General features: G+C 55.9%; 11 protein-coding genes. 3 read left to right on the top strand and 8 right to left on the bottom strand.

The genetic code is table 11. The features are described from left to right. Positions 1-70: 70 nt before the first annotated feature. Together ahcY and metF are read left to right on the top strand one after the other, a co-directional pair. A complete protein-coding gene (ahcY, locus tag ACNKU7_RS13545; protein ID WP_418297521.1) occupies positions 71-1,456 on the top strand; it encodes an adenosylhomocysteinase in 1,386 nt (461 codons plus the stop codon). Between the two features lie 99 nt (positions 1,457-1,555). Next, the gene (gene metF, locus ACNKU7_RS13540; RefSeq protein ID WP_418297520.1) at positions 1,556-2,389 is read left to right on the top strand and encodes a methylenetetrahydrofolate reductase [NAD(P)H]; all 834 of its coding nucleotides are present in this window, start codon (positions 1,556-1,558) and stop codon (positions 2,387-2,389) included. Between the two features lie 40 nt (positions 2,390-2,429). Here the strand turns inward: metF and ACNKU7_RS13535 are convergent, their stop codons facing one another. The 3 genes from ACNKU7_RS13535 to ACNKU7_RS13525 form a co-directional block, all read right to left on the bottom strand. Continuing rightward, a complete protein-coding gene (locus tag ACNKU7_RS13535; protein WP_418297519.1) occupies positions 2,430-4,358 on the bottom strand; it encodes an alpha/beta hydrolase family protein in 1,929 nt (642 codons plus the stop codon). Positions 4,359-4,477: 119 nt separating this feature from the next. Beyond that, positions 4,478-7,252, bottom strand: a complete 2,775-nt coding sequence (locus ACNKU7_RS13530; RefSeq protein ID WP_418297584.1) for a TonB-dependent receptor plug domain-containing protein — start codon at positions 7,250-7,252, stop codon at positions 4,478-4,480. A 474-nt stretch (positions 7,253-7,726) separates the two neighbouring features. Then, a complete protein-coding gene (locus ACNKU7_RS13525) occupies positions 7,727-8,323 on the bottom strand; it encodes an OmpA family protein (RefSeq protein ID WP_418297518.1) in 597 nt (198 codons plus the stop codon). A 152-nt stretch (positions 8,324-8,475) separates the two neighbouring features. Here ACNKU7_RS13525 and ACNKU7_RS13520 point away from each other — a divergent pair, with 152 nt between their 5' ends. After that, the gene (locus ACNKU7_RS13520) at positions 8,476-9,213 is read left to right on the top strand and encodes a hypothetical protein (RefSeq protein WP_418297517.1); all 738 of its coding nucleotides are present in this window, start codon (positions 8,476-8,478) and stop codon (positions 9,211-9,213) included. 21 nt (positions 9,214-9,234) lie between these two features. Here the strand turns inward: ACNKU7_RS13520 and ACNKU7_RS13515 are convergent, their stop codons facing one another. From ACNKU7_RS13515 to ACNKU7_RS13495, 5 genes are all read right to left on the bottom strand, one after another. Then, positions 9,235-9,402, bottom strand: a complete 168-nt coding sequence (locus ACNKU7_RS13515; protein WP_418297516.1) for a hypothetical protein — start codon at positions 9,400-9,402, stop codon at positions 9,235-9,237. Between the two features lie 30 nt (positions 9,403-9,432). Beyond that, positions 9,433-10,092 (bottom strand): HAD family hydrolase, encoded by a 660-nt coding sequence (locus tag ACNKU7_RS13510; protein WP_418297515.1) that lies wholly within the window; start codon positions 10,090-10,092, stop codon positions 9,433-9,435. A 50-nt stretch (positions 10,093-10,142) separates the two neighbouring features. Continuing rightward, on the bottom strand, positions 10,143-10,508 hold the full coding sequence (locus tag ACNKU7_RS13505) for a hypothetical protein (protein WP_418297514.1): 366 nt from the start codon (positions 10,506-10,508) through the stop codon (positions 10,143-10,145). A gap of 33 nt (positions 10,509-10,541) precedes the next feature. Beyond that, a complete protein-coding gene (locus tag ACNKU7_RS13500; RefSeq protein ID WP_418297513.1) occupies positions 10,542-11,279 on the bottom strand; it encodes a 16S rRNA (uracil(1498)-N(3))-methyltransferase in 738 nt (245 codons plus the stop codon). 187 nt (positions 11,280-11,466) lie between these two features. After that, on the bottom strand, positions 11,467-14,601 hold the full coding sequence (locus ACNKU7_RS13495; protein WP_418297512.1) for an efflux RND transporter permease subunit: 3,135 nt from the start codon (positions 14,599-14,601) through the stop codon (positions 11,467-11,469). Positions 14,602-14,603: the final 2 nt, after the last annotated feature.

Raw genomic sequence — 14,603 nt, 5'->3', positions numbered from 1 at the left:
TGAACAGGCGGGCCACGAGCCCGCCCGAAGCGCTTGGCACAACCAAAGCGACCACTCAGAGAATTAGGTAATGAACCAGATGAGCACCGAATTTAAAGACTTCAAAGTAGCCGATATCAGCCTCGCCAATTGGGGCCGCAAGGAAATTGAAATCGCCGAAGGCGAAATGCCGGCACTGATCACCCTGCGTGAAAAGTACCGCGCAGAGCAGCCGCTGGCCGGCGCCCGCATCATGGGCTGCATCCACATGACCATCCAGACTGCGGTTCTGATCGAGACCCTGGTAGCCCTGGGCGCCGAAGTGCGCTGGTCTTCGTGCAACATTTTCTCCACCCAGGACCACGCCGCCGCCGCCATCGCCGCCAGTGGTATCCCGGTGTTTGCCTGGAAAGGCGAAACCGAGGAAGAGTACGAGTGGTGCCTGGAGCGCACTATCGGTGCCGACGTGGCCGGCTGGCAGCCGAACATGATTCTCGACGACGGCGGTGACCTCACCGAACTGCTGCACCGCAAATACCCGGAGCTGCTGGACAAGGTCCACGGTATTTCCGAAGAGACCACCACCGGCGTTCACCGCCTGCAGGACATGCTGAAAGCCGGCACCCTGAAAGTTCCGGCGATCAACGTCAACGACGCTGTGACCAAGAGCAAGAACGACAACAAGTACGGCTGTCGCCACAGCCTGAACGACGCCATCAAGCGCGGCACCGACCACCTGCTGTCCGGCAAGAAAGCGCTGGTGATCGGTTACGGTGACGTGGGCAAGGGCTCCGCGGCATCCCTGCGTCAAGAGGGAATGATCGTTAAGGTCACCGAGATCGATCCCATCTGTGCGATGCAGGCATGCATGGATGGCTACGAACTGGTATCCCCGTACATCAATGGCGTCAACACCGGCGAAGCCTCCTGCATCAACAAGGATCTGCTGGCCAACACCGACCTGCTGGTAACCACCACCGGCAACGTCAATGTGTGCGATGCCAACATGCTGCAAGCGCTGAAGAGCGGCGCCGTGGTGTGCAACATCGGCCACTTCGACAATGAAATCGATACCGCATTCATGCGCAAGAACTGGGAATGGCAGGAAGTGAAGCCGCAGGTGCACAAGATTGTGCGCAATGCGGAAACCAACGATCACCTGCTGCTGCTCTCCGAAGGCCGCCTGGTAAACCTGGGTAACGCCACCGGCCACCCCAGCCGCATCATGGACGGCTCCTTCGCCAACCAGGTGCTGGCCCAGATCCACCTGTACCAGGAAAAGTTTGCCGACCTGCCGGCGGACCAGAAAGTATCCGCGCTGTACGTGAAGGTATTGCCGAAGCACCTGGACGAGGAAGTGGCCAAATACATGGTGGAAGGTTTCGGCGGTGTGATCACCCGCATGACCGAAGACCAGGCCAAGTACATCGGCGTTTCCGTCGATGGGCCTTACAAGCCGGAAAGTTACAAGTATTAATTTACCTCCGAGAAGCTGGATCCCGGGCCAGGCCCGGGACGACCAAATTTGTCGTTGCGGCGCGCGCCGCAATCCAGCCCGAGGGAATGGAACAGAGCAATGAGTGATTTACGTATCAGTTTTGAGTTTTTCCCGCCGAAAACCGAAGAGGGCCGGGAAAAGCTGTACAAGACCCGCGAAGAACTGCAGGCATTCAACCCGGCGTTTTTCTCCGTCACCTATGGCGCTGGCGGTACCACCCGGGACACTACCGCGAATATCGTGACCGGCCTGCGCAGGGACGGCATTTCCATTGCACCGCACCTGTCGTTTGGCGGTGACAACGAGGAAGCCGTACTTGGGCTACTGGAGCGCTACAAAGAAGCCGGGGTAGACCGGATTGTTGCACTGCGTGGCGACATGCCTTCCGGAATGGGTTCAGTGGCGCAATTGGTTTACGCCAACGAGCTGGTTGCATTCATTCGTCGTCATACCGGTGATCACTTCCACCTGGAAGTCGCTGCCTATCCGGAAATCCACCCGGAAGCCGAAAGCTACGACGACGATATTCGCTTCCTGAAAGGCAAGTTCGAAGCGGGTGCCAACAGTGCACTGACCCAGTACTTCTTCAATCCGGATGCGTATTTCTATTTCCTGGACCAGTGTGAAAAGGCCGGCATCGACAAGCCCATTTATCCGGGCATCATGCCAATCACCAATTTCACCAATCTGGCACGCTTCTCCCGCAACTGCGGGGCGGAAATTCCGCGCTGGCTGAAATACCGCATGGAAAGCTACCGCTCCCCGGAAGATGTGAAAAAGCTGGGGCTTGAAGTTGTTACCGACCTGTGTGAAACCCTGCTGGACGGCGGTGCACCGGGTCTGCACTTCTACACCATGAACCAGGTGGAGCCCACGGCGAGCATTCTTAACTCCCTGGACATTTTAGCTTGACGTAAAAATCCCGGCTTAAAGCCGGGATTTTTTATTTGCCTCATAGGCCGCCAGGGCCGCATCTTTTACCGAGATAGTCCTCGACACTGGTTAGAACCGCGAGGTGGTGCTGCGGAAACCACGGCATACTATGCCATAAATCCGGAATTTCCAGATACTCCACAGGTTTGCCCAGTTTCTCTAAACGCTCGTAAAATTTGCGAGACTGATCTATTGGTACACGCTGGTCACGGTCACCGTGGAAAATAAATAGCGGAATATTGGCCTCCTCCGCCACATACTGAGGCGATAATCCTGCAATCGTCGGATTCTGGAAGGCGCGGTTGAACGGGTTCTCGAAAGTGATCTTATCGAAAGTGTCCAGCTCGGACAGGCCCGCACCAGCTATAGCACATTGATAAGGACTATTGGGACGAACAGTTGCCGCCATCGCCGCATAGCCTCCGTAAGAGTAACCATAAAGCGCGATACGATCCTTGTCAGCGATGCCTTGCTCCACCAGCCATGCTGCACCATCATCCTTGTCGTCCTGCATTTTTTTACCCCACTCACGATCACCGGCACGCCAAAGCTCCTGCCCCCAACCTTCAGAGCCGCGGTACTGGGGCTGCAATACCGCATAGCCGCGATTGGCCAGATACTGCGCCCAGAGGTCCCACCCTAAATAATCACGAGCCCAAGGTCCGCCGTGGGGCATAATCACTGTCGGGAAAGGCGCCTTGCCTTGATTAGGTACGGTGAGAAATGCGGGAATTTCCAGGCCATCGCGGGCTCTATACGTAACGAACTTCATCTCGGCCAGTTCTTCCGGTTTCAAGTTCGGGTAACGACGTCCCAGTGACACTAGCTGCTGACCATTGATCAGCAAACTGTATGCGCCGGGCTCTTTGGGACCGCTAGATTGCACAACGATCAGCTTCATGTCTTTAGACATGGAAGTCATTCTATGCACCTGCCCCTTCGGTAAAGCAGCGTCAATATTTTCCTGCAGTTGGGCGAACTTTGGATCGGTGTATACAAGTTCTATACCGGGACCAGAAACATAATAACCGACGAGATCTGACTCCCCTTCAACCTTGTACGGTTTCGTGGCGATCCCGGTAATTTCATAATCTTCTCCGACGAATACAGGTTCACTCAATTTCTTTGCTTTCGGGTCATACTTACGAATGACAGCCTTGTCTCTGCCCGTGTTATCCGAAACATAAATTTCGTTATTTGCCGTGATAGTCAAGCCATCCAGGCCGACACCTTCACGTTTGGCCGCGTAAAAAGTGAAATGCTTAACCCACTCGCCGGTTGCATCATCTTTCAGGTATGTATCCATATGGATATCATCACCGGCACCTGAGACCTGCTGCCGAACCTTCACATTCCCCAGAGTATCGGTTCCGAAGCTACTTCTATCATCACCTCGGAACACTCGCTTGGTCGTCAGGCGATCCAAGTCCAACTCAAGAAATTCTTCATTTCTCTGACTCGTTGTAATACTAATCAGAACTTTATTTGGGTCACCTGACAACAAATTAACGACAGATGCGGACTGAATGTCGCTTCTGTGTCCCATCAGCTCGCGAAACTTACCGGTTTTAGCGTCCAGTACATAAGGGATATTCCTGAACCACTTGGTAAAGGTTCCGCCAAAACGATAGTCAAATTTTTGCCGGCCAACCGCAAACAGCTTTTCATCATTCAACCACTGAAGTGCTATTAACTTACTGGACTTTGGGCGAAACTTTTTCGGTTTCTGGGCAAAATTTCCGGTATCCCATATTGTTGCGAATGGCGCTTCATTGACATCATCCAAGGTCAGCGCTGCCAACCTGCTTCCCTGAGGGTTTACATTTACCGCATCAATCAACGGATCATGTATCCAGGCCTCAATCGGAATTTCATTCGCTACAACTGGGACTGTAGCGCTCAGTGCGACAAAGACACCAATGGCTACTTTCTGAAAAAAGAGTTTCATAGGCTTACATCGTTTTTATTCGGTAATTCCATTTAAACAGGATTTTTTTGTTCGGACAAAAAAATGCACCAGCCAGAATGTATCTGACTGGTGCAATATCAATCAAGTTAACCTGCTAATTAAAAATCGTAACCCATGCGCAGCATGAAGGTACGACCAATCAACGGATAACCCGAACCTGGCAGTGTGTTAAACACGCGACCACCAGATACAGAGCCGGTACCGTCGGAAACGATCGGCGGCTGATCGTCCAGCACATTGCGGACAGTTGCGGTCATGTTCCAGTCACCCTGACGGTATCGCGCCGACAGCGTGTGGAACAATTCGTTGTCTGTGCTAGTGATCAGACGCTCATTCGGCTCTTCGGCAGTTGAACCGATGTAGTCGATACGCCAGTTAAAGGTCCAGTCTTTGTAGTCGACTGCAACATCCATATCTCCACGCCAGTGCGGGAAAGAGAATGCACCTTCGTAGTTTTCAACCTCTCCAAGCATTTCGGAGTTTGCTTCATCGGTGTAGGTCACAGAAGTGTCTACCGTCAGATCAAAACTATTGAAGGAGTGCTCATAAACAACATCGACGTCGTAGCCAGAGGAGTTGTACTTACCAACGTTGATAAACGAAGCATCAATGGAGGTAATGAAACCAGCATCATCACGCTCGCCAATGCGGGAACAGAATACACTGGAGAACCCTTCAGAGGCATAGCAGTTGGCCAGCAGGGCGGACGCAGACAAGCTCTGAACCGTGTTTTCGAGTTGGATATCGAACCAGCTTACCGCCAGAGAGAGACCAATGTCTTCTGGCTGCCAAACAAATCCATAGGTGTAGGAATCTGAAGTTTCAGCCTTCAGGTCGTCGGCACCACCGGTAATGGTATAGATGCTTCTAGTTCCGTTCTGGCCGTAGTCCTCTGCAACCACAGCAGCACAGTTCTGGTAAACAATGTCCTCTGGGTCGTAGTTGGACGCATAGTTGATACACGGGTCTGACAATGCAGCGGAGAAGCTTGACTGGTCACCCAGAGACATTTCGTACAGATCCGGTGCACGGAAGGAAGTTCCTTTCGTCGCGCGCAGGCGGAAAGATGGAACCACCTGCCAGTTCAATGCCGCACGATAGGTAGTGTCATCGCCATAAGATGCATAATCGGTCCAACGAGAAGAAAGGTTCAGGCTCAACTCTTCCACGGCCATGACATTCGCCAGCAGTGGAACTTCAAGCTCACCGTAAATCTCTTTGACGTTATCGTCACCCTTGGTACGACCGGCCGCGGTATAACCCCACAGGTTGTCGTTCTGAGACTCTTCATCGGGCACATCATCAATGGACTCACGACGGTATTCGGCACCAATTACGCCCATTACCGCGCCAGCGGGCATGTCGAACAGCTCACCCGTCGCATGGCCGGCCAATTGGACACTGTCATAAGTGGTGGAGCCTTCTGTCCAGGCGGTGATGTAATCCAGCAGGGCTGGATCCAGTCGACCGTTAAGCAGTGCATCTTCGGTGAACAGGTCTGCGGCGATACAGCCCGGGTTGTTAGCGAGGTCCTTACAAACGAGGTTACCATCAGCATCCAGCTCCGCGTTCAGAGAAGCGGTAACCCGGTCATCCAGGAACATGTGATTGCGGTAGGTGCCCTTCGAGTAGCCATAGCCCATATAGGCGTCGTAAGTCCAGGTTGCGGACAGGTCGCCTCTCAGGCCGGTGAAGAAGTTGTAGCGATCAAGTTCAACCTTGGTAGAGCCATCGGTCAGCTCATAACTGGGCAGTACCGGCTGTACCGCAAATCCACCATAAATATCACCAAGAAGACCACTGTTTTCACCAAACGGGTTCGTCGGGTTATCCGCAGGGACTACCGGGAAGAACTGGCGATAGCCGCCGTTGGAATCTGTGGAACGACGGTTGTAGTAAAACTCGTAGTAGGCCGTCGCACTCAAGTCATTGATGGAAAAGTCATAACTGCCAAGGGATGACAAGGAGATCAGGTCCATCTCTGTCTGGACTTGTGCCACCGCGCCATCGCGGGTATCGCGATAGAAACCGCCGGCATTGTCCAGATCCGTTGCCGGGACGCCGGTGAAATAGGGAATCCCAAAGGTTCCGTTAATTGTTGGGTCGAAGTTAGGGTTACTCGGGTCGGCGTCCGGCCCCAGGCTCGGATCGAAGCGCACGTAACCAAAGGGAGATACGGTGAGACCGTAGATCATGCCGAAACATAGTTCTTCACCGGTCTCAGGGTTACGGTTATCTATATTGCCGTCGCCATCACTGTCAGTTAGACGCGGACGCGTTGAGCACTTCGCATAGTCAAGATCGTTACGTACGATTTCTGCCTGATGAGAAACTGACGTTCCAACACTGATACTCCAGTTATCACCGGTAGTGCCCCATACCGCGTCCAGAGAGTAGTCCTCTCCGTCACCAATTTCAGGCATGCGGTAAGTGAAATCCACTGATCCACCATCGATGGAAGTGCGGGTAATTGCATTCACAACCCCGGCAATTGCATCCGCCCCATAAATAGAGGAAGCACCGTCTTTCAGAATCTCATAACGGTTGAGCATCCCTGCCGGCAACGCAGTCAGGTCCACGGAGTTTGTCGCGCCGCGCACACCGGATGGAGCCCAGCGCTTGCCATTGACAAGCACCAACGAACGCTGACCACCCAGGCCTCGCAGAGAAATTTGATGAGCTCCCGGACCACCGTCAGTCACGTATCCGGAAAATGAATCATCAATTTGCTGACCGGAAGCAACAGAAGAATTCTGCAAAATATCAGAGGCTGAAATCAGACCAGCAAGTGCAGATTTGTCGGAAGTAATAACTTGTATCGGTGCGGTGGTATTAAAATTATCTCGCTGAATACGAGAACCGGTAACCGTCACATGCTCAACTTCTGTTTCTTTGGCTTTCAGCTCACCTGAGTCAGATTCAGGAGCGACTGATTCAGTTTGCAAAGTATCCGCAGGTGATTTCTCTTGTGCAAACGCTGGCACGAAGCCAACAGTAAACGAGCCAGCAATCGCGAGGCTCAGCAGAGTCTTATTGAAGCTTGGCAAAATTTGCCCCCCTCTTCATTAAATTTTTTTATGCAGGCATCCGAGCCTTAATCTGTCTTATCTATCGGAAATGACTGCCGTACGTAAGTGAGACGTACGAACCAACCTACCCCTCAAGAGGAAATGGAAAAATAATTGCAAAAAAAAGACCATACTAGGAAAATAGGACTATGCGTAAAAACATGACAATTCATGACGCGTAAGCCAATATCTATACCGCTTTGACGGAAATCTAGAATTAGCCATCCCGTACACGCGAACTTATTAAAAAATATGTGGGTGAGTATTTACTAATTAAAATCACCAACCTTTTATTCGACTTTCTCGCACGGGCATAGGTTTGCCGTTGTAATTCTTTACTCGTACTACCAACCTGCGATTTTTTTTCCGCTCTTCTTCCGTATCATTTCCGACTATTGGCTCACTATCCCCCATGCCTTTCGCGTCGACTCTTTCGGCGCTGATACCGCGCTCGAGTAAAAACTGCTTTACCCAGTTCGCCCGCCACTGCGAAAGTTTCTGGTTTTTCTGTGCATCCCCCGCATTGTCCGTGTGTCCCTCGATGGCGATTTCCAGCGACGGAAAATCGCGCATGACCACCAACAGGGCCTCAACGTCACCAATAGTGTCCATAATCGGCGCAAAGCCGCCGGGCTCAAAATCCACCCGCAGGATGAATTCATCGCCTTCACTGCGGGGTTTTCCCAGAAGGTAGCGCACCAGTTCATCGCCAAACGGCGCTGCAGCGCGCGCAGACTGTTCGTCGAGGCCATTGGCCACCAGGGCGCGCGGATCCAGGGTGTATTTCTTCATCGGATCCGGGCAGCCGGCAAGTAACAGTGCAGTAATGGGCAGCAGTGCACGAACCAGGGCAGGCTTTCGCCAAGCGGTAGACATGTAAGGAATTGCCTCCGTCAGAGCAGTCGTCGGAATGGCGTTAAACTCATTGTAGACCAGTTCTGCAGACTGCAAGCCCGCTCAGGTTTTTCTCCCATGCCGTATCACGCTAGCATTGGGCCAGAACGATACCCGATTAACTGGAGAACACTGTGGCCGGAAAACGCTTAATAACGCTGGGCCTTGCACTAATGGTGACCGCCGGTTCCGCTACTGCGCAGCAGATTGTCACCGTCGACCCCGGCGATGCCTGGCTCAACGCCAGTGACGGCTACCGCGAACAGGTCACCTGGCGGGTGGCCAGCCGGGGCGGTGCAGCCTCACCGCGGGGCGTATTCGTGAACCTGGACAACAACAGGGAACTGGCGGCGGTGGACAAGATCCTCGAGTTCAGCGGCGACCGCGGGGAGGTCACCGAGGTGCTGCGGATTTCCCCCGAGCAGGTGCGACAATGGCATCGCCAGGGTGTGCGCCGCGTGGGTTACCGGCGGATATTTGCCGGTGCTGCGGGCAGCATTTCCAACCACGTGCTGTTTGATCTGGACGCCAGCGGTCGCCTCGCCCAGGTGCAAGCCACGCCTCCGCAGCAGACCCTCACCGGAAAGTCCCGCCAGATGATGATGTCGTGGAATCTCGACGGTGACCTGGGCAGTATCAGTGCCCACTCGGTCAGTGGACAGTTTCTGGTTGGCGATCGGGTAGTTTACGAAGTGTTGGAACCAATTACGGCCAGGGCCGGGCAACCCATGCGGGAAACGGTAAAGCTGCCCGCGGGGCTGGTCAACGAACTGGTCGCCAACGGCATCTATCAGGTGCGCTATACCCGGACGTTTGTGGATGATAAAGATACCCGCCGCAGCGCGTCAGTAGAGCTCAACCTGACGGAATAAGCGAATGGGCGTGTGGCGCGATCAGTTGTTGCGCTCGCGCCGCCGGGTCAGCTGGAACCAGAACATCCCCTCCAGCAATAGCCCCAACACCAGGAAGACTGCGCCGCCGGCGGGAATGCCGAATACATAACAGGCGATGGCGGCAAACAGGCAGGCAAATGCCACCAAAAGCCGTTTGAATGTTTGCATGCAAAGATCCCTCTCACTCATTGCCGGGGATTAAAAGTAATCCACCAGCAGCTGCATATCATTGATAACGTGTGCCCCTTCTGCTTCCAGCTGTCGCGCGCGATTGTAATTGTGGCTGTAGCCGATCACCGGCATGCCGGCGGCCACTGCCGCTTTTACTCCGGCAATGGAATCCTCCACCACCAGGCAGTGCTCCGGCGCCACGTCAAAATGGCGCGCGCTGTGCAGGAACAGATCGGGCCACGGCTTCCCGCGCCCTACATCCTCGGCGCTGAAAATGCGCCCGTCGAAATAATCCCACAGGCCGGTTTTGTTCAAGGTGATCTGCATTTTCGCGTGCGGCCCCGACGAGGCAACGCAGGTCTGAAGGCTGGTGTTCTGGAGCTTTTCCAGTACTTCGCAGATTCCGGTCACCGGCTCCAGCTCGCTGTGAAAAGCCTCACGGATCCGGCGCTCGGTGTTGTGGAAGTAGGACTCGGGCAGCGGTCCACCGTAGCGCGCCTCAATATCCATAATGCAGTCCTGGGAGGGGCGGCCACTGAATTGCTCATCCAGTTCGTCCAGCGTCGCCGGCATCCCCAGCTTGGTCATCTCTTCTGCAATCACCCGGCAGACAATGGTTTCACTGTCCACCAATACCCCGTCGCAGTCGAAGATGACCAGCCGGGTAGCTCCATTGAGTTTTACCATCTTACCTTGCACCCAAACGTCCCAATCCGAATGTTTCCCTGGCAAATGCTTCAGCTGGCAGAAATCAGCAATATACCGACCAAAACCCCAGCGCCGCCGGCAACCCGCAGCAGGTTTTCATCCCCGTGCACGATTTTCAGCACCAGTGCCCGCGAGCGTTCGTAACCGATCTGCAGCGCATAAGCGCCCACCACCACCAGGAAAATACCCAGGACATTGAACAGGGTCGACCAGCTGCGGGTATCCGATACCAGCAGGAAAACGATACCGATGACCACCCGCGCCCAGGCGCCAAAGTAATACATCTGCGGGCTCATGCGCTCCGACAAATCCCGCGCTACCTGCGGTTTCAGAATCACAATAATCGACATCGCGGTAATCGCGACGCCCAACAACCAGATAATGGTCTTAACCATGATGAAATCCCTTTGTATGAAAAAATGCCGGGGTCAGAAATCGCCCCACTGAAACTGCAATACGGAAAGTGCCGCCACCGGTGCCGTCTCGGTGCGCAATACCCTGGGGCCAAGACGCAACGGGTGGAAGCCGCAGCTCAGGGCAAGTTCGATTTCCTCGGCCGACAGCCCGCCTTCCGGCCCCACCAGCAACAGGGCCGCCTGCGGGCGCCCGCACCGATCCTCAAGCTGCTGCAGTGTCACCTCGGTGCGATGATGCAGTACCAGGTTCATGCTGTCGCGGCCGGCACTGTCGAGAAACTGTGGCAGTTTCAGCGGCTCGAGAATCTGGGGCACCCGGTTGCGGGCACTTTGCTCACAGGCACTGATGGCGATCTGCTGCCACTGCCCGAGCTTTTTCTGCAAACGCTCACCGGACAACTTAACCTCACAACGCTCGGTAAACAGCGGCTGGATATCCTGCACCCCCAGTTCGGTCGCTTTCTGGATCACCCAGTCGAAACGGTCCCCACGGGAAACGCCAATGGCCAGGGTAATCGCCAGTGGCGACTGGCGATCATCCGCCGAAAAGTCACCGATACTCACGCGCGCTTTCTTGCCCGCTTCCAGCAACTCCGCGGAATACTCACCGCCCTCCCCATCAAACAGGATCAGCGGGCGCCCCGGCCCCAGGCGCAGGACTTTGACCAGATGACGGGAAGCAGCTTCATCCAGCTGGACTTCGGATTTACCCGCCAGTGATTCGGCGGAAAAGATACGGGGAATACGCAATGCAGGATCCTGGATGCGAAACAAGATTGCGTGAAGGGTAATACAGGCGGGGAAGAAGTTGTAGGTCGGAGGTGCTCTGTTCAGGGGGCCGGTGGCGGTGCAGCACCGGCGAGGTTGTTAAGCAGAGGATTACCCCGTTCCGGTGAGGGGCCGCCACCGGGCTACGAATACCCGGTGGCGGTAACAATCAGACCTTCTCGAAGCTGACCGGCAGCTCGTCGTGGATCTTGTCGCCTTTCACCTTGATACGCAGAGTCTCGATCACCTTGTACAGGTTCGGTACCAGGATCAGGGTCACAAACGTCGCAAACATCACCCCGAACGCCAGGCTCACCACCATCGGGATCAGGAACTGGGCTTGGATAGAGCGCTCGAACATAATCGGTACCAGTCCCACAAACGTGGTAATGGAGGTCAGGATAATCGGGCGGAAACGGTCGCGCCCGGCCTGCACCACCGCATCCATCACCGCCATGCCCTGGGCGCGCAGCTGATTGATGCGATCCATCAATACCAGGTTATCGTTAACCACAACGCCCGCCGCGGCCAGGAAGCCGAGCATCGACATCAGGCTCACGTTGTGCCCGGTAATCAGGTGGCCAACGATGGCACCGAAGAAGCCAAACGGTACCGCCGTCAGGATCAACAGCGGCTGCGAGTAGGAGCGGAACGCAATGGCCAGCAGCGCGTAGATGGTAAAGAGTGCCAGCACAAAGTACGCCACCATGGCACCGTTGAACTCTTTCTCCTCCTGCATCTGGCCGGAAGTCTTCAGGCTGAAGCCCGGGTAGCGGCGCTCCCAGTCGGGAAACGCGTTCGCACGCAGGTCTTCCAGAACCTTGAAGGATTCGGTAGTCCCCGGCAGGATTTCCGCGGTAATGCTCACCGCGCGCTCGCGGTCATTGCGACGGATGGTGGTGAAACCGGGAACATAGACGGCGTCGGCCACAGCGCTGAACGGTACTTCGCCCTCATTGGTGCGAATCCGCACGCGGTCGATCTGGTCCTCACTGGCACGCTCATCCTGTGGGTAGCGCACCATCACCCGCACATCCTCACTGCCCCGGGGAATACGCTGTACTTCCACCCCGTAGAAGCCCTGGCGCACCTGCCGCGCAACACCGCTCAGGTCGACGCCCATATTGCTCGCATGGGGCTTGAGCTGAATCTCAATATCCCGGCGCGCGCTGCTCAGGTTGTCGCGTACGTCGTACAGCCCCTGGTAGCTGGCGAGCTTCTGCTTCACTTCGTCTGCGGCGCGGCGCAACTCAGCCATATCCCCTGAGCTCGTGCTCAGGTGCAGCGACATGCTCGGGCCGGAGTCATTGATGCTGTGGGCAATACTCATGTCCTCGACGCTCGCCGGCACTTCGCCGATGTACTCGCGCCAGCGCTGCGACAGCTCCTCCGGCGAGACATCGCGGTCTTCGCCCGGCTCCAGCTGCAGCAATACAAAAATATTGCCGCGCCACAGGAACACCACGCTGCTCTTCAGGAATGGCTTGCCGTTGTTCTTGGCCAGCATCTCTTCGTCCGCCGCCATTTTATCCGCGGCTTCGACGAACTGTTCCATCACGCGCTCGGCTTCCTCGAAGGGTTCGCCCGCGGCCATGGTGGTGTTCAGTCGCAACATGTCCGAGGCCACATCCGGCATAAAGCTGGTTTTCAGGTAGCCACCGGCGTAGATCGCCAGCGAGGTCGCGAGGGCAAAGAAAAACACCATCACTGTGACCCGGCTGCTGCCCAGGGACTTTTCCAGCAATGGCATGTAGTAACGCTCATTGAGGGTTTTAAGGCCCCCGGCAAAGTGCCCGCGCAGAACCTGCAATTTCCGCCCGAGGCCTGAGCGCGCCGGCTGCTCTGGTTTCATGCCCACCAGGTGGGCCGGCAGAATCAGCAGGGACTCCACCAGCGAGAAAAACAGGCACAGCAGCACCACCGCAGCCAGTGACAGCGCCATTTGTGCGGTAGCACCGGGCAGCAGCAGGAACGGCACGAAGAACACCATGGTGGAGACCACCGCGAAGATCACCGGCTTGGACACCTGCCGCACGCCTTCATCCGCCGCCTGCAGGCCGGTGAGGCCGCGGTCGTGGGCGGCGTGCACGGACTCACCGACGATGATCGCATCGTCGACGATAATGCCGAGGATCAGCAGGAAGGCGAACAGCGACAGCATGTTCAGGGTCACGCCGGTGGCCGGGAGCAACCAGAACGCCCCCATAAACGCGGTGGCGATACCGGCAGTCACCCATATGGCCAGCGCAGGACGCAGGAACAGCATCAGCAGCACAAATACCAGAACCAGCCCGCCAATCGCATTGGACAGCAGCAGGCTCATGCGATCCGCATACAGGTCGGACAGATCGGACCAGATTTCCAGCTGCATACCCGGGGGAAGCGTCTCGCGCGCCTCTTCCACAAAGTTGCGCACGCGCTCGGCGGTGGCAACAACGTCCAGCGGCTCGCCCTGCAACACCCGCAGGTTCATCGCCGGCTTGCCGTTGAAGCGGATTACAGAGCCCTCTTCCTCAAAGCCGTCGCTGATGGTGGCCACATCGCGCAGCAGCAGCATGGTGCCGTCGGCGCGACTGCGCACCGGAATCTGGGCAAAATCCTCCGCGGTATAGGCCTGTCCACGGGTCTGCACCTGGATATCGCCGCGATCCGAACGGATCATGCCCGCGGGCAGATCCAGGGAGGAGCGGCTCACGGCATTGGCCACATCCTCAAACGTCAGGTTGTAGCGGCGCAGGTTGATTTCCGACACTTCGATCGACATTTCATCCGCGCGCTCACCCCAGATATCAACCCGGCGCACACCTTTCAGCAGCAGCAGGCCGTCGCGCAAACCGATCGCGGTCTTTTTCAACTGGCCTTCGGACACATCGCCGCCGAGCGCGATATGCATCATCTGCTGTTCCCACTCATGCACCTGAACCACCGGGCGCTCGATACCGGAGGGGAAGGTATTGATGCTGTCGACCTTGACCTTGATGTCATTGAGCAGGCGCAGCTGGTCGTAGCCCTGCACGGCCTGAACCTGTACCGAAGAATGACTGCGGCGGGAGTAGGAGTTGATCTCCTTGATGCCCTTGACCTCGGCGATCGCCTGCTCCACGCGCACTGTGACCTGCTGCTCCACTTCAGCGGGGCCCGCACCCGGGTAGGAGATTTCCACCGCGACGGTATCCGAGTCCACGGACGGGAACACCTGCCGCCCGATGCTACCGATGCCGAAGAGGCCGCCGATGATGATCATGATCATCAGCAGGTTGGCAGCCTTGCTGTTACGTACGAACCATCCAACAATTCCGTTCATAC

This window comes from Microbulbifer weihaiensis, from assembly GCF_048323715.1.
GTDB lineage: Bacteria > Pseudomonadota > Gammaproteobacteria > Pseudomonadales > Cellvibrionaceae > Microbulbifer.
The sequence above is the reverse complement of the archived record's forward strand: the minus strand, read 5'-3'. Positions and strand labels throughout refer to the sequence as shown.

Coding starts and splice junctions, on each gene's coding strand:
- ACNKU7_RS13510 (WP_418297515.1), bottom strand. CDS start 10,092: ATGGTAAAACTCAATGGAGCTACCCGGCTGGTCATCTTCGACTGCGAC.
- ACNKU7_RS13535 (WP_418297519.1), bottom strand. CDS start 4,358: ATGAAACTCTTTTTTCAGAAAGTAGCCATTGGTGTCTTTGTCGCACTG.
- ACNKU7_RS13495 (WP_418297512.1), bottom strand. CDS start 14,601: ATGAACGGAATTGTTGGATGGTTCGTACGTAACAGCAAGGCTGCCAAC.
- metF (WP_418297520.1), top strand. CDS start 1,556: ATGAGTGATTTACGTATCAGTTTTGAGTTTTTCCCGCCGAAAACCGAA.
- ACNKU7_RS13505 (WP_418297514.1), bottom strand. CDS start 10,508: ATGGTTAAGACCATTATCTGGTTGTTGGGCGTCGCGATTACCGCGATG.
- ahcY (WP_418297521.1), top strand. CDS start 71: ATGAACCAGATGAGCACCGAATTTAAAGACTTCAAAGTAGCCGATATC.
- ACNKU7_RS13525 (WP_418297518.1), bottom strand. CDS start 8,323: ATGTCTACCGCTTGGCGAAAGCCTGCCCTGGTTCGTGCACTGCTGCCC.
- ACNKU7_RS13515 (WP_418297516.1), bottom strand. CDS start 9,402: ATGCAAACATTCAAACGGCTTTTGGTGGCATTTGCCTGCCTGTTTGCC.